Annotated in this window: 16 protein-coding genes and 1 pseudogene; 4 read left to right on the top strand and 13 right to left on the bottom strand. The window is 71.6% G+C overall.

The window, feature by feature from the left end; genetic code table 11:
* Nucleotides 1-12: 12 nt before the first annotated feature.
* From ACIQI8_RS07705 to ACIQI8_RS07695, 3 genes are read right to left on the bottom strand one after another with little or no spacing between them, the layout of a single operon-like run.
* Nucleotides 13-2,094 (bottom strand): amino acid adenylation domain-containing protein, encoded by a 2,082-nt coding sequence (locus ACIQI8_RS07705; protein WP_402345930.1) that lies wholly within the window; start codon nt 2,092-2,094, stop codon nt 13-15.
* Complete coding sequence (locus ACIQI8_RS07700) at nt 2,091-4,610, bottom strand: Pls/PosA family non-ribosomal peptide synthetase (protein WP_402345928.1); 2,520 nt, start codon at nt 4,608-4,610, stop codon at nt 2,091-2,093. Before ACIQI8_RS07700 ends, ACIQI8_RS07705 begins: the two co-directional genes overlap by 4 nt.
* A 30-nt stretch (nt 4,611-4,640) precedes the next feature.
* Nucleotides 4,641-5,882: a heparan-alpha-glucosaminide N-acetyltransferase domain-containing protein gene (locus tag ACIQI8_RS07695; RefSeq protein ID WP_402345926.1), complete on the bottom strand. Its 1,242-nt coding sequence runs from the start codon at nt 5,880-5,882 to the stop codon at nt 4,641-4,643.
* A gap of 498 nt (nt 5,883-6,380) precedes the next feature.
* Between ACIQI8_RS07695 and ACIQI8_RS07690 the strand changes: the two genes are divergently transcribed.
* Nucleotides 6,381-7,523: a YihY/virulence factor BrkB family protein gene (locus tag ACIQI8_RS07690; protein WP_402345924.1), complete on the top strand. Its 1,143-nt coding sequence runs from the start codon at nt 6,381-6,383 to the stop codon at nt 7,521-7,523.
* Nucleotides 7,524-7,581: 58 nt separating this feature from the next.
* Here the strand turns inward: ACIQI8_RS07690 and ACIQI8_RS07685 are convergent, their stop codons facing one another.
* A complete protein-coding gene (locus tag ACIQI8_RS07685; protein ID WP_402345923.1) occupies nt 7,582-8,427 on the bottom strand; it encodes an NAD(P)H-binding protein in 846 nt (281 codons plus the stop codon).
* Nucleotides 8,428-8,508: 81 nt separating this feature from the next.
* On the opposite strand from ACIQI8_RS07685, the gene ACIQI8_RS07680 reads away from it, so the two are divergent.
* Nucleotides 8,509-9,474: a cupin domain-containing protein gene (locus tag ACIQI8_RS07680; protein WP_402345921.1), complete on the top strand. Its 966-nt coding sequence runs from the start codon at nt 8,509-8,511 to the stop codon at nt 9,472-9,474.
* 176 nt (nt 9,475-9,650) lie between these two features.
* Nucleotides 9,651-10,331 carry a helix-turn-helix domain-containing protein gene (locus ACIQI8_RS07675; protein ID WP_402345920.1) on the top strand — a complete coding sequence of 227 codons (681 nt, stop codon included), beginning with the start codon at nt 9,651-9,653 and terminating at the stop codon, nt 10,329-10,331.
* Nucleotides 10,332-10,348: 17 nt separating this feature from the next.
* Here ACIQI8_RS07675 and ACIQI8_RS07670 read toward each other — a convergent pair whose 3' ends face one another.
* From ACIQI8_RS07670 to ACIQI8_RS07650, 5 genes are all read right to left on the bottom strand, one after another.
* Nucleotides 10,349-10,744, bottom strand: a complete 396-nt coding sequence (locus ACIQI8_RS07670; RefSeq protein WP_402345918.1) for a VOC family protein — start codon at nt 10,742-10,744, stop codon at nt 10,349-10,351.
* A gap of 75 nt (nt 10,745-10,819) precedes the next feature.
* Nucleotides 10,820-11,449, bottom strand: a complete 630-nt coding sequence (locus ACIQI8_RS07665; protein ID WP_402345916.1) for a VOC family protein — start codon at nt 11,447-11,449, stop codon at nt 10,820-10,822.
* Nucleotides 11,450-11,514: 65 nt separating this feature from the next.
* A complete protein-coding gene (locus ACIQI8_RS07660) occupies nt 11,515-12,540 on the bottom strand; it encodes a DUF5954 family protein (RefSeq protein WP_402345915.1) in 1,026 nt (341 codons plus the stop codon).
* A gap of 144 nt (nt 12,541-12,684) precedes the next feature.
* Nucleotides 12,685-13,704, bottom strand: a complete 1,020-nt coding sequence (locus tag ACIQI8_RS07655) for a LacI family DNA-binding transcriptional regulator (RefSeq protein ID WP_402346751.1) — start codon at nt 13,702-13,704, stop codon at nt 12,685-12,687.
* Nucleotides 13,705-14,315: 611 nt separating this feature from the next.
* A complete protein-coding gene (locus ACIQI8_RS07650; protein ID WP_402345914.1) occupies nt 14,316-15,326 on the bottom strand; it encodes a hydroxyacid dehydrogenase in 1,011 nt (336 codons plus the stop codon).
* A gap of 251 nt (nt 15,327-15,577) precedes the next feature.
* On the opposite strand from ACIQI8_RS07650, the gene ACIQI8_RS07645 reads away from it, so the two are divergent.
* A complete protein-coding gene (locus ACIQI8_RS07645) occupies nt 15,578-17,170 on the top strand; it encodes a carboxylesterase/lipase family protein (protein WP_402345912.1) in 1,593 nt (530 codons plus the stop codon).
* Here the strand turns inward: ACIQI8_RS07645 and ACIQI8_RS07640 are convergent.
* From ACIQI8_RS07640 to ACIQI8_RS07625, 4 genes and pseudogenes are all read right to left on the bottom strand, one after another.
* Nucleotides 17,052-18,962 carry a glycoside hydrolase family 127 protein gene (locus tag ACIQI8_RS07640; RefSeq protein ID WP_402345910.1) on the bottom strand — a complete coding sequence of 637 codons (1,911 nt, stop codon included), beginning with the start codon at nt 18,960-18,962 and terminating at the stop codon, nt 17,052-17,054. The two genes, ACIQI8_RS07645 and ACIQI8_RS07640, sit on opposite strands and share 119 nt — an antisense overlap.
* Nucleotides 18,963-19,123: 161 nt before the next feature.
* A pseudogene (locus ACIQI8_RS07635) lies at nt 19,124-19,276 on the bottom strand (substrate-binding domain-containing protein); the annotation flags it as partial.
* A 5-nt stretch (nt 19,277-19,281) separates the two neighbouring features.
* Nucleotides 19,282-20,229 (bottom strand): homocysteine S-methyltransferase, encoded by a 948-nt coding sequence (gene mmuM, locus ACIQI8_RS07630; RefSeq protein WP_402345909.1) that lies wholly within the window; start codon nt 20,227-20,229, stop codon nt 19,282-19,284.
* Nucleotides 20,230-20,327: 98 nt separating this feature from the next.
* Complete coding sequence (locus ACIQI8_RS07625) at nt 20,328-22,457, bottom strand: autotransporter (RefSeq protein WP_402346749.1); 2,130 nt, start codon at nt 22,455-22,457, stop codon at nt 20,328-20,330.
* Nucleotides 22,458-22,465: the final 8 nt, after the last annotated feature.

The raw sequence follows: 22,465 nt of genomic DNA, 5'->3' as shown, positions 1-22,465 counted from the left end.
GGGTTGTCCCTTTCAGTGGTGCTGGTCGAGCAGCCCGGCCAGGTCCGCGAGGACCGGGTGACGGGTGACGTCCTTGAGGGTGATCGCCCGGTCCAGGACGATCGCGAGCTTCACGGCGGACATCGAGGTGCCGCCGCGGTCGAAGAAGTGGTCCCGGCGGCCGATCCGCTGCTCCGGGATGCCCAGCACCTCGGCCCAGGCCGCGGCCAGCCGCCGCTCACCGGGCGTGCCCGGGGTGCCGGACCCGGAGTCGTCGAGGTCCGCGGCGAGCGCGGTCAGCGACTTGCGGTCGGTCTTGCCGTTGGCGGTCAGCGGCAGCGTCTCCCGCCAGTGCACGAGGGACGGGACCATGTAGGCCGGGAGCGAGGCCCCCAGTACCTCCCGTACCTTCTCGGCGTCCACCGGGTACGGCCCGGTGCAGAACGCGACCAGGCGCACCCCGCCCACGACCACCACCGCGCCGTCCCGCACGCCGGGCACCCGCAGCAGCGCGTTCTCGACCTCGCCGAGTTCCACGCGGAAGCCGCGGATCTTCACCTGGCTGTCGCGCCGGCCGAGGAACTCCAGCTTCCCGTCGGGCCGCCAGCGCCCGTGGTCGCCGCTGCGGTACAGCCGCTCGCCGGGCCGGTAGGGGTCCTCGGTGAAGGCGGCCCGGGTGCGCTCGGGGTCGTTGACGTAGCCGCGCCCGACGCAGACCCCGGAGAAGACGATCTCGCCGGGCGCGCCCAGCGGTACGGGCACCAGGTCCTCGTCGACGACGTACACCCGCACATTGCGGATCGGTCGCCCCAGCGGCACCCGGTCCCCGGCCGGCACCTCGTGCATGACCTCGTGGTTGGTGTCGTCCGAAGTCTCCGTCAGGCCATAGGCGTTGACGAGCCGGATGCCGGGCATCGCGGTGAACCAGCGCTGCACCAGCTCCTGCTTGACCGCCTCGCCGGTGACCGACACACAGCGCAGGTCCGGCAGTTCGCGCGGTCGCTGCTCCAACTCCGCGAGCACGGCCTCCAGATACGACGGCACGATCTGCACCACGTTCACCCGGCCGCGCGCGATCGTGTCCACGAAGGCCGACACGTCGAGGATCGTGTCCTGCCCGACCAGCAGCGTGCGCCCGCCGACCAGCAGCGCCGAGACCAGCTGCCACAGGGAGATGTCGAAGCACTGCGGTGCCGTCTGCGCGACCGTGCCCCCGCCCTCGAAGCCCAGGTCCTCGATCTTGGCCAGGACGTGGTTGACGAACCCGGCGTGCTCGCACATCGCACCCTTGGGCTCGCCCGTGGAGCCGGAGGTGAAGTAGATGTACGCGGCCTGGTCCGCGGTGACGGGCACGCCCAGATCACCGTCGGCGTGGTCCTCCGCGTACGCCGTCTCCACGAACAGCCGGTCCAGCGCCGCCAGGTTGGTGTCGCTGCCCCGCTCGGTGAGGACGAGGCCGCAGCCGGCCCGGCCGAGAGTGCGGGCGATGCGGTCGGCCGGGAAGTGCGGCTCGACCGGCAGATACACCCCGCCCGCCTTCAGGACGGCCAAGACCGACGCGAGCCAGTCCAGGTTGCGCTCCATCACGACGGCGACCACGCCCTCGCGCTCCAGACCACGGGCGAGCAGCGCCCGACCGACTTGGTTGGCCCGGGAGTTGAGCTCCCGGTACGTCCACTGCCGGTCGCCCTGCACGGCGGCGACGGCGTCCGGGTGGGCGGCGACCCGCTCCTCGAACAGCTCGTGCACCCGCCGGTCCGGCAGTTCCCGGACGGGTCCCGCCAACTCGTCGAGCTGGAACCGGAGTTCCTTCTCCGACAGCAGCGTGGGCCGGTCGGGTTCGGCGAGCGCGGTCAGGTGGTAGCCGGCGACCCGCGCGGCGGCCTCGGCGTCCAGGACGTCGGTGCGGTAGCGCAGCCGCAGTACGCCGTCCGCGACGCTCACGTCCAGGTCGTGGTCCTCGGCGCCCGGCTCACCGGTCAGCGCGGCCAGCACCTTGGCGTGCGCGGACGCGAGCGCCCTCGGCCCGATCGGCTGTCCCGGCGGCAGCGGGACCTCGTACTCCGCCGTGCCCGGCACCGGAGCCAGCGTCCAGTGCGGGATCGGTTCCCTCATGTCTTTCCCCCCTTGGCGGGCACCCCGTTGCGGGACGCCCCGTTCACAGGCACCGCTCGCGCGGACCCCCCTGTCACCGGCGCCGCCGTCACGGGCACCGCCGGATTCCCGCCCCAGGCCGCGCCCGCCGGCATCTCCTCGCCCTTCATCAGGAAGGAGTCGGGTGCCAGCAGGGCGCCGTCGCCCATCGAGACGCCGTAGTGCACCAGCGCGCCGGTGCCGAGCGTGCAGCCGGCGCCGATGGTGATGCGCTCGGACTTGTAGGTGCCGTCCTCCTGGGAATGGGCCTGCACCTTGGTGTGCGCGGCGAGCGTGCAGTCGTCGCCGATCGCGGTCAGCGTGCGCTCGGTGATGTAGGCGCCGTCGTCGAAGACCCGACGGCCCATGCGGACGCCCAGCAGCCGCCAGACGAAGCTCTTGAACGGCGTCCCGTTGAAGACGACCAGGTGGTTGTCCGGCACCTTCCACAGGCGCTCCTGCCACCAGAACCACGGGTCGTAGATCGAGCACAGCGTCGGCTCCAACGCCCGGAACCGCCCGATCAGCCGCTCCACCAGCACGTAGTAGCCGGTGCTGAACACCAGGCCCACCACGAGCGAGGCGCCGATCAGCAGCCCGCCGAGCGCACCGCCGGCGCCGTAGAGGTCGACGGCGGCGAAGCCGAGGACCGTCATCGCGAACCAGTGCAGCCAGCGCACGAACAGGAACAGGCCCATGGAGCGCAGGTTGTAGCGGTTCTTCGCGGCCAGCCGGCGCGCCAGCTCGGGCCCCTCGCGCAGGTGGTCGAAGCGGGAATCCCGCTCCACCGAACGCGGGATCTCGAAGGAGGGCGAGCCCAACAGGCCCACGCCCTCGCGGAGTTCGCCGTCCAGCGGGACCATCACCTTGGTCGCCAGCAGGCAGTTGTCGCCGGTGCGGCCGCCGCTGGGGTAGGCGATGTTGTTGCCGAGGAAGTTGTGCGGTCCGATCGTCGCCCGGCTGACCCGGAAGGAGGTCGCGGAGAAGTCGGCGTTCACGATCGACAGACCGTCCGCGACCATCGTGCCGCTGCCCACGGTCGCCAGGTACGGCGTCTCGTGCGACACCTCCGTACCGAAGTTGGAGCCGGTCTGCTCCACGTGCGAGAGGTCGTAGCCGATGGCCCGCAGGTAATGGACGATGTACGAGCTGTCACCGCACAGCCACTTGAAGAACTTGATGTTGGTCATGCGGGCGATCGCGCGCTGCACCGAGTAGTGGAAGCCGTAGAGCGGATAGACGCGGTCCGGGCGCAGGAACGGCTTCAGCAGGCGCGGGATCAGGGACACGGCGGCGAGGCCGACGACGAGGGAGCCCACGAACAGGCCGACGGACAGACCCAGTGCCTCGCTGTAGAACTCGGCCGAGTCCAGCTGCTGGCTGGTCGGGTCGAGCAGGGTGTCCAGGGCGGGCACCAGGGTGAGCAGCAGATACGAGCCTCCGACCGCGAGCGGGACGTACACGAACAGCGTCTGTAGCAGACCGCCGAGCCCGAACAGGGTGCGGCGCAGGGTGGTGCAGCGGGCCGGGGGTACGCGGACGTAGTCGACGTCCGTGCGGACGGCCGGGGAACCGTGCCAGTGCTCGCCCGCCGGGACCGCGGCGCCGCCGTACAGGGCGGAGGAGTGGCCGAGTTGGGCGCCGTCGCCCATCGTCGTGCTGATCTCCAGGACGGTCTTCTCGCCGATGTACACGTCGCTGCCGAGGGTCACCCGACCGGTGCGGATGCGGCCGGCCTCCGCGCGGTAACAGAGGACGTACGAGTCCTTGCGGATCACCGAGCCGGCGCCGACCGTCAGCAGGTCGGTGCAGACCGGCACCGAGTGGGACAGGATCGTCACGCCCTTGCCGATGCGCGCGCCCAGCGCCCGCAGGTACAGCACGTACAGCGGGCTGCCGGTGAACAGGATCAGCGGGTTGGCGTGCAGCAGCGCCTTGACGGTCCAGAAGCGGACGTAGGCCAGGCTCCAGACCGGGAACTCCGTCTCCTTCCAGCGGCCCACCAGCAGCCACTTCGCGACCACCGGCAGCACGCACGCGCCGGCGAACACCGCGGCGCCGAAGACCAGCGACCGCAGGTAGACCGAGACCACGGCGTCGGTGGCGGAGATCCACTCGTAGCCCTTGCCCAACACCAGTCCGGCGAGCAGACAGTAGGCGGCGAAGACGAGCAACTGGAGCGTGCCGCACAGGAGATAGCGCGGGGTGGAGCCGAGCGGAGTCGTCGGGACCGCGATCTCCGCGGTCGGCGCGGCGGCCGGTGCGGTGTCGAGGGCCGCGGCCAGGCGGCGGATGGTGGGATGACCGTAGACGTCCTTCATCGAGACCGACGGGAGGTCGTCCCGCTTCCTGACGCGGGCACAGAAGTGGGCCATGACCAGGGAGTTGGCGCCGAGATCGTCGAAGAAGTGGCTGTCGACCGGTATGTGTTCCTTGCGTACCACCCCGGCCAGCACCTCCGCGAGGACGCTCTCGGTGACGGTGTCGGTTTTTCCCACCACGTGTGCTCCTTACTGGTTTTACATGCTTTACGAGCTTTGTGAGCTCTGCGGTTCCGCCGACGGCCGGGTAACTTGGCGCGCCTTTCCGGCGATCACCGCGATGCCCGCTTCCAGCGGTCCGCGGCCCACCACGCGCCGCCAGCAGACGGCGAAGAGCAGGGAGCCGAGGGCGAGCAGGCCGTAGAGGAGGTCGGGGGAGTCGCCGAGGGCGCCCGTGGCGAGGAGCAGGACGTGGGCGCAGTAGAGGGTGAGCGGCATGGTGCCCGCCGCGGTGAGGGGACCGAGCAGCCGGCGGGTGGGGGTGAGCCGGGTCAGCAGCAGGGCGGCGCCGACCAGGGCGCACGCCGAACCGAGGGTCTGGAGCAGGTCGAACGGTGAGGTCGAGTGCGGGGCGCGGGAGATGAGCGACCACCACGTGGCGTCGTCGCCGGTGTCCCACAGCACTTCGGGCCGCGCCTCACGCCAGGGCGTGTCCGGGAACTCGGCCCGCCACAGGTGCCACAGGCCGTCGAATCGGGTGAGCCAGGCGGTGGCGGTGAGCCAGGCGCCGGCCGCCAGTGCCAGCCCGCCCAGGAGCAGCCGTCGTGCGATCCGTACGGACGTCAGGTCCAGCCGGCCTACGGCGAGTCCCGCGCACAGATACGTCATCCATGCGAGCACCGGGTAGTTGCCGTGCACCAGCAGGAACGAGAGCAGCCCGAGCGGATCGGTGAACAGGTCGGTGAAAACGGGATCGCCCTCGAAGGCCGGTTCGGGCAGCACACCGCGCAGGAGGTGCACGGCGACGGGACCGGCCAGGGCCAGGGTGAGGGAGAGCGCCGCCAGGGTGCGGGGGCGCAGGCGCAGTAAGGGGACCGACAACAAGAACAGCAGGGCGTAGAACGCGAGGATCACGTCCACGCCGAGGTCCGCGGCCCGCGAGGCATAGCCCAGCAGGAGCCCGGTGAGCCCGATCAGCGCCGCCCGGGCGGCGACCGCCGCGTACTGCGGGCGCCCCACGACCGGCCGGCGCCCGCCGGTGGTGAACGCCAGGCCCACCCCGGCCAGCAGCGCGAACGTGGCCGCCGAGCGGCCGCCCGCGAACATCCAGGCCGGGGTGGGCGAACCGTCCGACGCGAAGGCGCCGTACACGTGTACGGAGAACATCCCGAGCAGCGCGAGGCCGCGGGCGGTGTCGACCCCGACGATCCGCGGCGCGGCGGCGTGCGCGCCGTCCGGCGGTGACTGTGGCGGCGGTGGTGTGCGTGTCAACGGATACGGAACAGGCATACGAATTCCCCGAGAAGGAGTACGAAGGAATTCGCTCCGCTGTTCAGGGCAGGGCGGAATTCCGGAAGATTGGGAAAGGGTGGGATTCGAGTTCGAAATGATGCGGGTGTGCGTCGAGTGGTCGCGTGAAAATGGCGCAGGGCAGCACGGCGCGATCCGCATGGATCCCATGCGGACCACGGGTAACGCGACTGGATCGGGTCCTGGTCAGAGACCCTCGATGTCCCCCGTGTCGTGTGCGTCTGAGTCGTCCTCAGCGAACGCAACGAATGCAAGGCGAATTCTTTCGGAAACTTCACGAATGGTTCAAGGGGGTTTCAGCCATTGGCTGGTTTAAGACCCTCGGGAATTCGTGATCAAGTCGCCGACGTGTGGCGTTTACAGAAAGGGCCGATTGGGCGAGTGAACAAACCGGCCATCACGGGCATGACAGAAAATTCGTTCGTTTCCGTCGGGCCGGGGATGAGTGCACTCAGCCACGGCGGATACCTTTAGGTCGTGCAGCCAGCAAGTGACTCCCCGCAACGGCCCTCCGGTCGTCTCCACCGGGTGCGTGCCCTCTATCGGAACGTCTCGAAGCGCAGGACCGCCTGGCTGCTGCTCAAGGACACCGTCAACTCGTGCATGGAGTACCGGATCCTCGGTCTCGCGGCCGAGGCCGCGTTCTTCACCCTGCTGTCCGTGCCACCGCTGCTGCTCAGCCTCATCGGCCTGCTCGGCTACGTCGACGACTGGACCGGCACCGACACCATCACCAGCCTCGAGAACAACATCCTGGAGGCGTCCCGGACCGTCCTGTCCGACAAGGGCGTGGCCGAGATCGCCCAGCCGATCCTGCACGACGTGGTGAAGGGCGGCCGGCCCGACGTCATCTCCGTCGGCTTCCTCTTCGCCCTGTGGTCGGGCTCCCGCGCGGTGAACGTCTTCATCGACACCATCACCGTCATGTACGGCCTCGACGGCGTCCGCGGCATCGTCAAGACCCGCGTGATGTCGTTCCTGCTGTTCATCGTGGGCCTGCTGATCGGCTCGGTCGCGCTGCCGCTGATGGTGGCGGGACCCGACGCGGTGGTCGGGATCGTGCCGTGGTCGGAGACGCTCGTCCAAGTCCTGTACTGGCCCGTGGTGATCGTCCTGTCCGTCGTCTTCCTGACGACGCTCTACCACGTGTCCGTCCCCGTGCGCTCGCCCTGGATCGAGGACGTGCCCGGCGCCCTGGTGGCGCTGGCCATGTGGGTGCTCGGCAGCTTCCTGCTGCGCATCTACATCACCGGCACCATCGAGGGCGCCACGATCTACGGCTCGCTCGCCGCGGCCGTCGCCGTGCTGCTGTGGATCGGCGTGTCCGCGTTCGCCGTCCTGGTCGGGGCCGCGGTCAACGCGGCGATCGACCGGATCTGGCCGACCGCCGCCACGGCCGCGGCGCGCGCCTCCAACGAGCGGCTGCGCGAGGCCCAGGTCGCCGAGTACGCGGCTCGCGCCGCCACCCACCGCGACCCCGACCAGGACCCCGAGGACCCGGACATGCCCTCGGAGTTCCCCGAACGCTGGTCCCGCTTCCTGCCCCCCGAGGACGTGACCTCCCGCCTGCGCACCCACGCGAAGAGCACGCATCCACCACGCAAGCGCGAGGGGTCTTGAGCGGTCGGTCGGCTCAGAGTTCGTCGGCCCAGAGTCCGTCGGCTCGGAGTCCTTCGGCTCAGGCCTTCCAAGTGCCGGCCGCCGCGGCCTCCCGTGCGAAGTCCGCGAAGTCGCGCGGCTCGCGCCCGAGGATCTCCTGGACGCCGCCCGACAGACGGGAGTTGCGGCCGTCCAGCAGCGTGCCGAACAGCTCCACCAGGAACTCCACCTCCGGCTCCGGCACCCCGAACCCGGCCAGCCGCGCCCCGTACTCGCGCGGTGACACCGCCCGGTACGTCAGCTCACGCCCCGTCGCCCGCGCGATCTCGGTGACCCCGTCCCCGAAGGTCAGCAGCCGCGGCCCCGAGATCTCGATCTCCTGCCCCACGTACCGCCCGCCCGCCGTCAGCACCGCCAACACCACGTCCGCGATGTCCCGCACGTCGATGAACGGCTCCCGCACCTCACCACCGGGAAACACCAACTCCCCGCTCCGGCGCAGCTCCTCGACCAACGGCCCCTCGCTGAAGTTCTGCGCGAACCACGCGGCCCGTACGACCGTCCACTCCGCCCCGGACTCCCGCAGCGCCTCCTCCGTGGGCCGCGCCTGGTCCTCGCCACGCGACGACAACAACACCAGCCGCCGCACGCCCAGTTCCACCGCCTCGCGCGCCAACAGCTCGACGTCCCGGGCCGCGTCCGGCGAACCCACATCCGACGGATAGGCCAGATAGGCCGCGTCCGCGCCCCGCAACGTGCTCGCCCACGTCGACCGGTCCTGCCAGTCGAACCCCTGCGCCCGCGACGCCCCCCGCACCGTCAGCCCCGCCGCCTCCGCGGCCTGCGCCACCCGGCTCCCGGTCCGCCCGGAGGCGCCCGTCACCACGACCGTCATTGCCTGCTCGTTCCGCGTGTCCTCTGTCATACCGGCCAGTCAACTGGCGCACTTCACAAGGAACCATCGCTGAACGGCTCATTCCCATAATCGCGCGTCTACGCTGACTTCATGGACGCACTCGCAGGCCTGCTGGAGGGTCCACGCGCGCGTGGCGCCTTCATGATCCGTGCGTGCTTCGACCCGCCCTGGGCGATCCGGGTCGAGGACCGCGCCCCGCTCACCGTGATGCTGGTGGTGCGCGGCGACGCCTGGATCACCCCGGACACCGGACCTCCGTTGCGGCTGCACGCCGGCGACCTCGCCATCGCCCGCGGCCCCGACCCGTACACCTGCGCCGACGACCCCGCCACGCCCCCGCAGGCACTGATCCTGCCGGGCGCGGAGTGCTCCTACCCCGACGGCCGCCCCCTCCAGGGCTCGATGGACCTGGGGGTACGCACCTGGGGCGACAACCTCGGCGGTTCCACCGTCATGCTGATCGGTACGTACCTGATGCAGGGCGAGATCAGCGGGCGCCTGCTCGACGCGCTGCCCCCGCTGCTCTCCCTCCCCGGCGACGTCTGGGAGTGCCCGCTCACCGCGCTCCTCATGGAGGAGATCGGCCGCGACGAGCCGGGCCAGGAGGTCGTCCTGGACCGCCTCCTCGACCTGCTGGTCATCGCCGCGCTCAGGGCCTGGTTCTCCCGCCCCGAGGCCGCGGCACCCGCCTGGTACCAGGCACTCGCGGACCCCGTGGTCGGCCGCGTCCTGCGGCTCCTCCAGGACGACCCCGCCCACCCGTGGACGGTCGCGTCCCTCGCCGCCAAGGCCGGCGTCTCCCGCGCGGCCCTGGCCCGCCGCTTCTCCGAGCTGGTCGGCGAGCCCCCGATGACCTACCTGACCGGCTGGCGCCTGGCCCTGGCCGCCGACCGCCTGCGCGCCTCCGACGCCACCCTCGACAGCATCGCCCGCCAGGTCGGCTACGGCAGCGCCTTCGCCCTGTCCAGCGCCTTCAAACGGGTCTACGGCGTCAGTCCCCAGGAACACCGGGCCCGCGCGGCGGAGGACGCACCACTGATCGGCGCCGGGTCCTGATCCCGGGAGTGGCTTGACCGACGGGTAGCTGGAACGGCCGTCCCACCTGACCGGCGCGGCGCGTGGGCGGGCGGGCCGCCTCCGGGCAGGGGGTCGGGTCAGGTGCTGCCTTCCCGGCCGCGGGTCCGCCCCGTTCGTCGCCGCCCGCCCATGGCACCAGGCGTAGCCTGGCCCCCGTGTACACGGAACGGGCATCCGCGCTGACCGGCGCGGTCGTCTGGACGAACACGCCGTCCCCGGCCGCACCGGGGCGGGTGCTGCCCGACGGCTGCATGGACCTGCTGTGGCACGAGGGCCGGCTCCTGGTCGCGGGGCCCGACACCCGGGGATACGTCACCGAGGGCGCACCCAGCACCTGGGCGGGCGTCCGCTTCTACCCCGGTACGGCGCCCGCGCTCCTGGGCGTGCCCGCGCACGAACTGCGCGACCGGCGCGTGGAGCTCACCGACCTGTGGCCGACCGCCCGCGCGCACCGGCTCACCGCACGCGTGAACGCGGCGCCCGACCCGGCACACGGCCTCGACGAGGCGGCCCTGCGCCTGGCGGCGGACGCCGAAGCCCCCGACCCGCTCCTCGGCCACCTCGTCACGGCGCTCGACGCGGGCCGGCCCATCGCCGCCACCGCCGACGAACTCGGCCTGGGCGCCCGCCAGTTGCACCGCCGCGCCCGGTCCGCCTTCGGCTACGGCCCCAAGACACTGGCCCGGGTCCTGCGGCTGCAACGCGCCCTGCGGCTGGCCCGCCGGGGCATGCCGTTCGCGGAAACCGCGGCCGAGGCCGGCTTCGCCGACCAGGCCCATCTGGCGCGGGACGTCAAGGAGTTGGCGGGCCTGCCACTGGGCGAGCTACTGAAATAGGGTCCGCGAGAGCGGGTCTACCGAGGCAGCGGCGCGAACAGATCGACGCCGTTTCCGTCCGGGTCGTGCACCGTCGCGTACCGCTGCCCCCAGACCGCGTCCCACGGCTTGAGCTCCCCGTGGTACCCGGCGCCGACCAACTCCTCGTACACCGAGTCGACTTCGGCGGGCCCCGCGCACAGGAAGGCGAGCGCGACCCGCCCACCCCCGGTCGGCGCCCGCCATCCGGCATGGAATGACCGGACGGTCTCCTCCGTGTCCAGGGCCAGCTTCAGCCCACCGGGCAACTCGGCCTCGACATGGGGCAACTCCTCGGCCCCGTCCGGAAAGACGAGCCCGAGCCGACGGTAGAAGGCGAGCGAGGCGGCCAGGTCGGAGACGACAAGGCCGATCACAGAGAATTGTGGAGTCATGCGATCACCGTAGGCAGGTCACGGGCGCCTGGTCTTGAAGGAATCGGACACGCCGACTCGACCTCGGCCCTGCCCTCAGAACGTGACCGGCCCCCGAGGCGTGTCCACGGTGAACGAGATACCGAACGGACCCTCGGACAGCGCGAGTTCCGCCTCCACCGCCGCCAGCAGCGGCCGGATCTCGTCCGGGTCGGGGGCCGTCGCGGACAGCGTCAGCAGGGGAGTGGCGGGCAGGGAGGACGCCGTCGGGTGGTCGGATTCCTGCCAGTCGATGAGGAACGGGACCAGCCCTGACGGATGCGCGGTGTCGCCGTCGGTCAGCCGCCACTCCAGCAGCGTGCCGTCGGGCCGGCGCCGGCTCATCGAGTGGACGCGGCCGGGATCGTAGCCACGCGCCCGCGCACCCGCGACCGCCGCGTCGAGGTCGGCCGGGCTGATCGCCCAGGTCACCGTCCGCGCGACGGCCAACGCGTCGACGTCGAACGGGCGGGGACCGCTCGGCTCCGGCTGCTCCGGGTCGGGCCCGATGATCTCCAGATAGCTGCGCCCGCCCAGCGACACAAGGTAGTTGCGGGTGCCGAAGCCGACATGGACACCGCCGGGCGCGGGCGCCACACCGGTGCGCCGCGTGAAGTCGGCGACCGTCGCGGCCAGATCGGGGGTAGCGAGGACGAGATGGTCCAGTCGCGCGGGAATGGCGTTCATCGCAGCCGAGGCTACGGGCAGCGGTGGCCTGAATGGAACACCTGTGTGGCGGGGAGCGGAGGCTTCTAATCGCCGTGCGTGAGCGTGCCGTCCTCCGACATCCTCGGGTGCAGCTTCATGGGGCCGTACGCGTCCACGTCCGAAGGGCGAGGCGACTCCGGGCCCCTGGGTCCGGTGCGGAGGATGCGTTCCACACGGCAGATCCGGAAGAGACGGTCGTCGACGCGGAACTCGTTCGCACGCCCGAGGGCGCGGAACTCCTCGGCCGCCGCCGCGTACCTGGCCCTGGTCCTGTCGTCGAGGCTGTACAGCAGCGCCCACACCTCGGCCAGACCGTCGTACAGCATCTGGCGGGCCGCGTGCGGGGTCGGTGCCAGCACGCCGAGCGGTCGCCAGCCACCCTCCCGCTCGACCCGCTCGACCACCCCGAAACCGGTGGGGAGCAGGACCGGCTCCGGGTGGGTGGCGACGGACTTCTCGGAGTCCGTGCGGACCTCGACGGGGAAGTGGGCGCCCGTGTACGTGAAGGCGCGCAGCCCGAGTTGGATCGCCCCCGCGGACGGGCCCTCGGCGAGCCCCGGATCGATCGTGAAGCCGATGTCCCGCAGCTTGTGGTCGCGCGCCTGCCGGTCCCACAGCCGGATCGTCGGCTCGGGATCGGTGGGCCGCGGCGGCTCCGGACCATCGTCGCCGATCCGCGCGAACTCGTCCCCGCGCACGACGCGGTAGCGCACCCCGCAAGCCGTCACCTCGTCCGCCCGCTCGCGCTCCAACACGGCGACGCCCGCCAGCAGTTCACGCCGTACGGCCCGGTCGTCGGTGTGGTCCTTCGCGGTGAAGAACAGATACGACTGCAACCCGTCCCGCGCCATCTGCGGCACCCGGTCCACGACCGGCTTCAGCACCCGCCACTGGGGACCCACCGCCGGATCCTGGGCGGCGATCCCGAACACCGGTCCCCGCAGGGCGAGTCGGGGATAGCGCCGCGCCCCCTCCATCGCGTCGGCCTCGCGCACCCAGGCGGCGGGGTCGTCCCGACGGATCAACTCCTCGTGGAGCGCGTCGATCTGTTGCTGCCAGTCATCGGACATGAACGCATTGTGCCGAGCCTGCCGGGCACAGGCACCCGAACCGACGCAACTTCCACCGAGGTTGGAAAGGAAGCAGGCACAGGAGCCGGAAAGGAGGTAATGGCCTCGCCGACATCACACGTGCCGACTGAAGTCGCCGCCGGGCTACGCCGCTGGGCGAGCCGTGCTGCTCCGCTCCACCAACCGCGTCGACAACTCCGTACGCGTGCTCTCCGGGCGCTCGCCCTGCATCATGCGGACCAGCAGCCGCAGGGCCGTCGCCGCCATCTCGGCCAGCGGCTGGCGGACCGTGGTGAGGGCCGGGGCGATCCAGCGGGACTCGGGCAGATCGTCGAAACCGACCACGCTGACGTCGTCCGGCACGCTCAACCCCCGTTCCGCCAGGGCCTCGTAGACACCCAGCGCCATCCGGTCCGAGCACACGAACACCGCCGTCGGCGGCTCGCGCAGATCGAGCAGCTCCAGCATCCGGCGCCGGGCCACGCTCTCGTCGAAGCCGGCGTGCCGGACGTACTCCGCGCGGTGGCGCACCCCGGCCGCCGCGAGCGCCGAACGGTAACCGGCCACCCGCGCGCCGGAGCACATCTTGCGCGGGTGGCCCGCGACGACCGCGATGCGCTCATGGCCGAGGGCCAGCAGATGCTCGGTCGCGGTGACCCCGCCCTGCCAGTTGGCCGCGCCCACCGACACCACGCCCGGCGGCGGTTCGAGCACCGGGTCGATCAACACGAACGGGATCCGGCGCTGTTCGAGCCAGGAGTACTGGGCGGGCGTCAACTCGGCCAGATCGAAGAGCACTCCGGACGAGCCGCGCACGACGAGCTTGTCCAGCCAGCCGCGTTCCGGATGCCCCGACCTGGTCCGGTTCAGGGCCGCCGAGACCACGACCTCCAGGCCCGCGTCGTGCGCCGCCGCTTCCACGCCGTGCAGCACCGCCCCCGACCAGGAGGTGTCGAGCGCGTGGACCACGAGGTCGACCAGACCGGGCACCTTCGTCGTGTCGAAGCGGGGTCTGCGCACGTAACCGAGCCGGTCGAGCGCCTCCGTCACCCGCCGACGCGTCTCGGGCGCCACATCCTCCCGCCCGTTGACCACCTTGGACGCGGTCGGCACGGACACCCCCGCCTCGCGGGCCACGACCGCGAGCGTCGGCCCGGCGGCCACGCTCGCATTCCCCGTACGGACCATCGGGAACCACCTCTCCGGCCCGCCCGAGGGCCAGCGAAAATTTCGACCAGCGACGAAGCGGTAAGCGCTTCCTACCCTAGGTTCACCGCAAGGCGCCGGGAAGAGGTTGGACTTCGCAGGCTTGGAACGTCCCTGACTTTCGAAACTTCGAACAGGCCGGCTACCGACAGTTGAGCCGAAACCCGGCGAAGTCGGCGGTGAACGGAACCCGTATCCCATCCAAAACCCGGTCCCCCCAATCCACCACAGGCCAACGGCAAGGGCCCACCAACGGTTTGTGTGCCAACGCGCCGGCCGCGAGGGAGCCGTAGGGGCGCGCCGGTGTCGAGAGATCGAACGCGCGGAGGCGCGAAGCGCTGAGCACGATCGAGCTCTCGACACCGGCATAGAGCGCCCCGAAGGCGACCGAGCAAGAAATTCGGCACGGCACATCTAGAAGTCACAGCCAAATGCCGTGCACGCAAACCCTGTTCAGTCCCCCTCGCCCAACTCACCTCACCCTCACCCTCACGCCCACCCAAGCCGCCCTCGCCCAACTCACCTCACCTCAAGCCACCCTCACCCACCTAACCCTCCCTCAGCTCACCTCAAGCCACCCGAACCAAATCCGCATACCGCACCTCATGCCCCAACCCCACCCCCTCCGCCACCCGCTCCAACTCCTCCACCACGATCAGCCCGAGCCGCTCCAGCTCGTTCCCGAGGGACCCGGCGATATGAGGCGTGAGAAAGACATTGGGCAGCCGGTACAAGGGCGACTCCCCCGGCAGCGGCTCAGGCTCCGTCACATCGAGCACCCCGCACAACCGCCCGGAAACCAACTCCTCCACCAGCGCGTCGGGATCGACCAACGCCCCCCGAGACGTATTGATCAGCACACCCCCGTCCCGGATCAACGCGAGCCGAGACGCGTCGAGCATCCGATACGTCTCCGGGATGTCCGGCGCATGCAGCGTCACGATGTCGCTCCGCCGCAACAGCTCCTCCAACCCCACCGACTCGGCCCCCAACTCCGCGGCCTCACTCACCCCCACATACGGGTCGTACAGCAGCACCGAGAAGTTGAACGGCCGCAACAGCTCCAGCAACCGCCGCCCCACCCGCGAAGCCCCGATGACCCCGACCCGCCGCCCGACATTGCCCGTGCCCGCGGTCTCCGCATGCGAGGGAAACCGGTGCTCCGCGCGGAACCGCTCCCGGTGGGCGAACGCGTCCTTCCCGGTGAGCAGGATCATCGCCAGCGTGTACTCCGCGACCGGCAGCGCGTTGCCGGCCACCGCGCTGGAGACGGTGATCCCGCGTTCCCACACCGCGTCCCCGACGAGTGAGCGGACGGAGCCGGCGGCGTGCAGGACGGTGCGGAGTCGCGGCGCGGCGGCCAGCACATCGGCGTCGAGGCGGGGGCAGCCCCAGCCGGTGATCAGGACCTCGGCGTCGGCGAGGGCGCCGGCCGCCGCCGGGTCGGTGAAGTCCCGTACCACGAGCGTGGGGTCGAGGTCGGCGGCGTGCGTCAGCCGGGCCATGAGCGGCGGCGGGAAGAGCAGGGGAAGGTGCACCGGATCCATCGCGAACACGGCCCTGGGCTGCGGGTTGGGCATGACTCTCCTGACCACGAGATCTGAGCACGGGGGCAGAAACATTTTCAGAAAGCGCCTTCTATCGTAGATCGCCGTAGGTCTCCCGAGAAGGACCGGTCAATCACTCGGGCTCGCCCACCGACCGGTTGCCAGATACGGGCCGCGTGTACGCCAAGTAGCCCTCCGGCCGTGCTCTGCACCGGAATACCCGAGCGATCTGTGGTGCTCTGTTGTTCACGGTGCGGTAGCGCGGTGGGAAGGCTGGTGGGCAGATGACAGCAGTCAGGGCAGAGGTGCAGGCGGACCCCGTGGTGAGCACGCCGTACGGGGCCGTGCGCGGCCGGTACGAGCGCGGGACCGCGGTCTTCCGGGGCATCCCCTACGCGGCGCCCCCCTTCGGTCCCCGCCGGTTCCGGCCGCCCGTGCCGCCCGAGCCCTGGGACGGGGTGCGGGACGCGGGCGCCTTCGGGCCGACGGCGCCGAAACCGCCGTACTCCGAAGCCTTCGCGAAGCTGCTCGCCGACCCGGTCGTGCCCGGCGACGACTGCCTGAACCTCAACGTCTGGACCCCGGAGCCGGGCCCGGGAGCCAGACTCCCGGTGCTCGTATGGCTGCATGGCGGCGCCCTGACCAGGGGTTCCTCGGCTGTGCCGGTGTACGACGGGCACACCTTCGCGCGGGACGGCGTGGTCTTCGTGTCGGTGAACTACCGGCTGGGTGTGGAGGGCTACGGGCTGTTCCCGGACGCCCCCGCCAACCCCGGACTGCGTGACCAGCTGGCCGCGCTGGAGTGGGTGCACCGGGCGATCGGCGCGTTCGGCGGCGACCCGGACCGGATCACGCTCGCCGGACAGTCGGCCGGAGCCATCAGCATCGGCGCCCTGCTCGCCGCCCCGCAGGCGCGGGGCCTGATGCGGCGGGCGGTCCTGCAGAGCGGGCCGCCCGAGGCGTTCGACCGGGACAAGGTACGGCGGATGGTGCGCCGTATGGCCACCCGGCTGAAGATCCCCGCCACCGCCGCGGCCTTCGCCGAGGTCGACCGTGAGCTGCTGCTGCGCGTCCAGGCCGACGTCGGCCGACTCAGCAGTCCCGTGCTCGGCGGCCCCACCTTCGGGCTCGTCGTCGACGGCGACCTCGTCCCGCGCGACCCGCTGGAGGCGCTCGTCGACGGCGACGCCTCGAAGGGCGTCGACCTGATGCTGGGCTGGACCCGCGACGAGTACCGCCTCTGGCTGGTCCCCGGCGGGCTCCTGGAGCGTGTCGACCGGCTCGGCGCGGTCGCCCTGGCCGGGGCCATGGCCCGTTGCCACTGCGCGGCCGAGGTGCCGCGCGGCTACCGCGCCCTGCACCCGGAGGCCGGCACCGCCGAGATCGTCGGCCAGCTCGTCACCGACCACCTGCTGCGCCTCCCGCTGCACCGCCTGGCCGAGGCCCGCCCCGAGCGGTCGTACGTCTACGAGTTCGCCTGGCCCTCCGGCCTGCCCGACCTCGGCTCCTGCCACGGCCTGGAGCTGGGCTTCGTCTTCGACACCGGGGACGTGCCCGAGTCCCGCAAACTGGCCGGCGACCACGCCCCGCAGGCGCTGGCCGACGCCATGCACGGCGCGTGGGTGCGGTTCGCGACCGACGGGGACCCCGGCTGGCAGCGCTGGGACGACTCCCACCCGGTGCGGATCTTCGACGCGGGCGAGCCGCACACCGCGTACGGGCCGCGCGACGCCGAGTTCGCCCTGTGGGCGGCCGACCTCACTCCCGCGGAATCCACACCCGCATCGGTCCCGCCCCTCGGTTCGCCCACACGTGGTACGGAACTGCGGTCAGTGGTACGACGTCTGCGCCTCCCCGGCTCCGTCCGTCGGCCGTGACCACGGTGACCCCACCCAGCAGCTCCGGCTCGTGCCGGACGCCGAGGTGGGTGTCGTGCGGGAGCGTGAGCTCCTCGAACGGGATGCCGGCCCGCTGGTCCTCGCCCTCCAGGCAGTGCACCAGCGGGCCGCGCTCGATCGCGACACAGCCGCGTACGCCGTCCACGCGCGGGTCGGGCCGGGTCAGCCGGGGGCTCAGGTCGAGGTCGACGGTGAGCGTGTCCCCGGGGTGCCAGCGCCGGCGCAGCCGCAGCCAGCCCGGCACCGTCTCGGCAGGCGAGTCCCCGTTCGGGGCGGTCGCCGTGAAGTCCGGGCACCAGGACGGGATGCGCAGCGACAGCGTCCAGTCGGCGTCGGCGGGCGCCGCCTCGACGGTCACCTCGATGCGGCCCCGCCAGGGATAGTCGGTCTCGACCCGGACCCGGCCGCCGCCGGCCTCGTACACACCCGTCGCGTACTGGTGCAGCTGCAGTCCCTCGGCGTCGCCGCTCGCCATGTAGTGGGGGAGCGAGGCCAGCAGCCGCATCACGTTGGGCGGGCAGCAGGCGCAGCGGAACCAGGGTGTGCGGCGCACCGAGTCGTCACCGCCGAACTCCTCGTGCGCTTCCCGGACTTGGAGCGGATTGACGTACAGCCAGCTGTCGCCGTCCAGGCCCACGCCGGACAGGAATCCGTTGAACAGCGTCCGCTCGACCAGGTCCGAGTACTTCGCCTCGCCCGTCAGCAGTGCCATCCGCCACGACCACTGGACGGAGGCGATCGCGGCGCAGGTCTCGGCGTAGGCGCGGTCCGAGGGCAGTTCGTACGGGTCACCGAAGGACTCCCGGTCGCAACGCGCGCCGAGCCCGCCGGTGAGGTAGGTCTTGGTGCCCGCCATCGCGGCCCAGATCCGCTCCAGCGCGGCCCGCAGCCCCGCGTCCCCGGTCTCCACCGCCAGATCGGTCGCGCCCGCCAGCAGATACAGCTGCCGTACGGCATGACCGGTGACCGTCGTCGCCTCGCGCACCGGGACGTGGTCCTGCCAGTAACCGGCGCCCGGGTCGCGGCCGGGACCCTCGCTCAACAGGCCCTGTCCGCGCCGCTCGACGAAGTAGGCGGCCAGGTCGAGCCAGCGCTGCTCCTCGGTCTCCCGGTACAGCTCGATCAACGCGGTCTCGATCTCGGGGTGACCGCACACCCCGTCGATCGCCCGGTCCGGCCCGAAGAGCGCGTCGACGAGAACCGCGAACCGCACGCCGATGGCGAGGAGTTCGAACTTCCCGGTCGCCCGGTGGTGTGCCACGGCCGCCTGGAGGAGATGGCCCGCGCAGTACAACTCGTGCCCCCAGCGCAGGTCCTGCCACCGCTGCTCGGGCCGGGCGAGCCGGTAGTACGTCTGCAGATAGCCGTCGGCTTCCTGGGCGCCGGCCAGCAGGCCGATCAACTCGTCGACGCACGCGGTCAGTTCGGCTGCGTCGTGGTCCTCGTAGTCCTCGTGGGTCTCGTGGTTTTCGTGGTTTTCGTGGTCTTTCTCGGACCGGTCGGCGAGTTGCCAGGAGGCGGCCTCCAGCCACTTGTGCACATCCGAGTCCTGGAAGGGGTAGTCGCCGACGAAGGTGCCCTTGCCGTCGGCGGCGGCCCGGAAGTTGGCGAGGTTCCCGGCCGCCTCCAGCCGCGCGAGGCCCTTCGGAATGCTCGCCTCGGCGTTGGTGCGGCGCCGCGCGGCCCAGAAGCCGCCCGTGATCCGCGCCGCGGAGGCCGGGCGCAAGGCGGTGTGCGCGCGGCCGGTGGGACGGATCGGGCCAGTGCTCATACTGGGCGCTCCGGGATGAGAAGCCGTTTTCCGACGGCGCGAGCCTAGGAAACGGGGACGATGCGGACAAGGGGGCGCTCGGGGCGAGGGGGTTGTACAAGCCGCCTGCTTCGAGCTGCTCGCCGCCGCCCCGGGACTGCCCCGGGACTGCTCCGAGGCTGTTACTCCTTGCGCGGGGCCACCGCACCGCGCACCACCACGTGCGTGCCCAACAGCAGGTGTTCGTCAGGGGTTTCGGGCGTCCGACCCAGGGCCGTGCGGACGGCCGGACGGCCCAACTCCTCGTAGGGGACATGGACCGTTGTCAGCGCGGGGTCGCCTACGCCCCCGCCAGCACCTTCCTGATCCCCGAGATCCCCTCCGGGCCCACCCGGCAGCACCCGCCGATCAACCGGGCGCCCGCGTCCCGCCAGCCCGTGACCTGCTCCGGCGCGAAGGTGGCGCGGCCGTTCCAGGCGCGGGCCTCGGCGTCCCAGGTCTCTCCGCTGTTGGGATAGGCGACGACGGGCTTGCCGGTGACGCGGGCGGCGGTGGCGACGGCGTTGTCGACGTCCTCGGGGGTACAGCAGTTCACGCCGACCGCGATCACCTGGTCGCTGTCGGCGGCCAGGGCGAACGCCTCCTCCAGGGGCTGACCCGCCCGCGTACGGTCGCCCGCGATCGAGTACGACAGCCAGACGGGTACGTCGAAGTCGCGCACCGCCCCGAGCAGCGCCTCGGCCTCGACGGTGTCCGGGATCGTCTCCAGAGCCAGCACGTCGGGACCGACGGCGGCCAGCGCCTCCAGGCGGGGCCGGTGGAAGTCCGCGAGCTCGGCCACGCTCAGCCCGTACCGGCCCCGGTACTCGGAGCCGTCCGCGAGCATCGCGCCGTACGGGCCGACCGAAGCCGCCACGTAGAGGGGCCGGTCGACCCCCCGCCGCCACGCCTCGGTCGCCGCGTCCAGTGCCAACTCCACACTCAGCCCGATGAGTTCGAGCGCCTTGTCGCGCTTGACCCGGCGCCGCGCGAAGCCCTCGACGGTGGCCTGGTAGCTGGCGGTGATCGCCACGTCCGCGCCCGCCTCGAAGTAGGCGAGGTGCGCTTCGGTGATCGCCTCGGGCGAGTCGGCCAGCAGCCGCGCCGACCACAACTCGTCGCTCAGGTCGTGCCCGGCGGACCTCAGCTGGTTGGACATACCGCCGTCGAGCACGAGCGGCCCGGCCGCGACCGAGTCGGCGAACGAGCGGGAGAGATGGGCAGGCGGGAACGGGGCGTCGCTGGTCATGCCCCGACGCTAGCCGAAGGGGCGCGCGAGGGCGGAGTCCGTCCGATGACTGAACAAATCGCCCAGTATGTGGGACGTCGGGAGCGGGGCTTCGTCACCTACTCGTGCGGAGCCGCATGCCGACCGCCCCCGCCGCCCCGGTGCCCTCCGCGCCGCACCGCCGGTATCGCCAGTCCGATGAGCAGGCCCACCGCGAGGACGTAGGGCCACCAACCGAGCCTGGAGTTGGCGGTGTTGGTGGTGTGGAGGGTGACTGCGGCGGTCGGGGTGCCGGAGGTCGTGTCGGGGTGGTTCGCCGACCGTGCGGGAGTGGCCGTGGTCGCGGTGAGGACGACGTCGTTGCCGTCGCCGGCCTCGTAGCTGATGCGGTAGGTCGTGTCGGCGAGTTTCAGGCGGGCGCCCTCCTTGAGGCCCTTGAAGGCGCCCGTCGTCTTCGCCGTGCCGGTGTTGTTCAGGACGGTGATCGTGCGGGTGGGTGCGGTGCCGGCCGCCGAGAGGTCGAGGTCGCCGGTCAGTCGGACGGAGCCGCCTACCGTCAACGGGTGTTGCGCGAGGACCAGTTCGCCCTTCGCGCTCTGCGTGTAGTCACCGGCCACGGTGACCCCGCCCGCGACCACACCGTCGTTGGTCACCGCTCCCTTCACCGTGCCCTTGCCGCTCAGCGTGGTCTCCACCCGTAGCCCGGCAGGGCCCGGGTCGAGGCGTGCGTCCGTCGACGTGAGCCGAATCGCCGTGCTGTGGGCGAGAGTCGCCCCGCCGCGCAGCGCCAGGGTGCCCTTGGTGACCGTCGTCTTCCCGGTGTACGTCACCGCGCTGCCCGTCAGCGTGGTCGTCGCCGTGCCCGACTGGACGAGCGAGCCGGAGCCGCCGATCCGGGACAGGGAGACGGCGGTGGAGGCGTTGCGTACGACCACGGTTCCGTTGTTCACCACCCGGCGGCGGTCCGTCCCCGTCAGCAGGGAGCCGTCGCCCTGGGCCGAGGTGCCGAGCCCCAGCCGGAGTGTCGCCCCCTTCTCGACGGTGGTCGAGCCGTCGTAGTACTGCTTCGCCGCGAAGGTCACGTCGTTCCCGCGCGTCCCCGCGATGACGACGTCCCCGGCGCCGGGCGCGGCCAGCGTGTTGTGGTAGCGGCCGCCGCCGATCGGCGCACCCAGCGTCACCCGGCCGTTGTAGTCGAAGGTCAGCCTGGAGCGGCGCCCGCTCGCCTCGTGCAGGTTGATGTAGACGGTGTCCTTCGTGCCCGGCATGAAGATCTGGTGCGTCGTGCCGTCGCCCCAGTGCACGTCCGCGCCCTCGATGTTGGTGCCGCGCTTGTTCAACTGATGGGCGACGGCAGTCCAGTTGAGGTTCGGGTCGCTGAGTGAGGGGTTGGTGTCGCCGCCCCCGTCGCTGTAGCTGTACTGGCCGGTGAGCACGACCTTGCTGCCCGGCCGGGTGCGGACGTTGACGTCACTGCCGTACGCGCGCTGGTAGAAGTTCTGGCGCAGGGTGATCGTCCGGTGGAGCGGGGTGTCGATGATCCAGGAGCCCTGGTTGAGGATCGCGCGGGCGTTGGGCAGGGCCACCGGGTACTCGGGACGGCCGACAGCCATGCCGGTGCCGTTGTCGATCACTCCTGAGAACGGGTGGGTTCCGGCGAGGTCGAGGGTGCCCCACATGTCGCGCGGCTGGGTGACCAGGCCCGAGCCGCTGATGGTGCCGATGTTGAAGGTGCGGGTCAGCGACAACCGCAGGGTCCCGTCGACCCGGACGTTGAGCTGATTGAGCCGGTAGCCGGGGGTGCTGTACGGGAAGTGCCCGATGAGGCCGGTGCCGCCGCCCGTGCCGTACTGGAGGGTCGCCCCGCGCTGCACCGTGATCGCCGGCGGGTCCGGGTGGGTGACCGTGGTGTACGGGTGGTTGCCGCCCCGCGTCTTCACGACCTGCCGCTGCCGCGCCTTCGGGAGCGTGAAGTCGCTGTCCTTGGTCAGCACCAACGTCCCGCTGCCGCGCACGGTGAGCGTGCCCTCACCGCGCAGGACACCGTCGTACGTCGTCGTCCCGGACGGCACGGTGACCACCGTGTCGCCGGTCAGCGAGACGTCCCGGTCGGCCAGGACGTCGGCGGTCACGTCCCGGGGACCGGAACCGGTACCGGCCGCCGCGGCCGGGGGAGCGGTGGCGAGAAGGGCGGCGATCGCGGCGAGGGCGCCGGCGGCTGCTGCTGTCGTGTGGATATGGCTGCGCACGGGAGTGG

It is taken from the genome of Streptomyces sp. NPDC092369 (assembly GCF_044755245.1).
In the GTDB taxonomy this organism is placed as follows: Bacteria; Actinomycetota; Actinomycetes; order Streptomycetales; family Streptomycetaceae; genus Streptomyces.
This window is presented reverse-complemented; position numbering and strand designations above follow the sequence as displayed.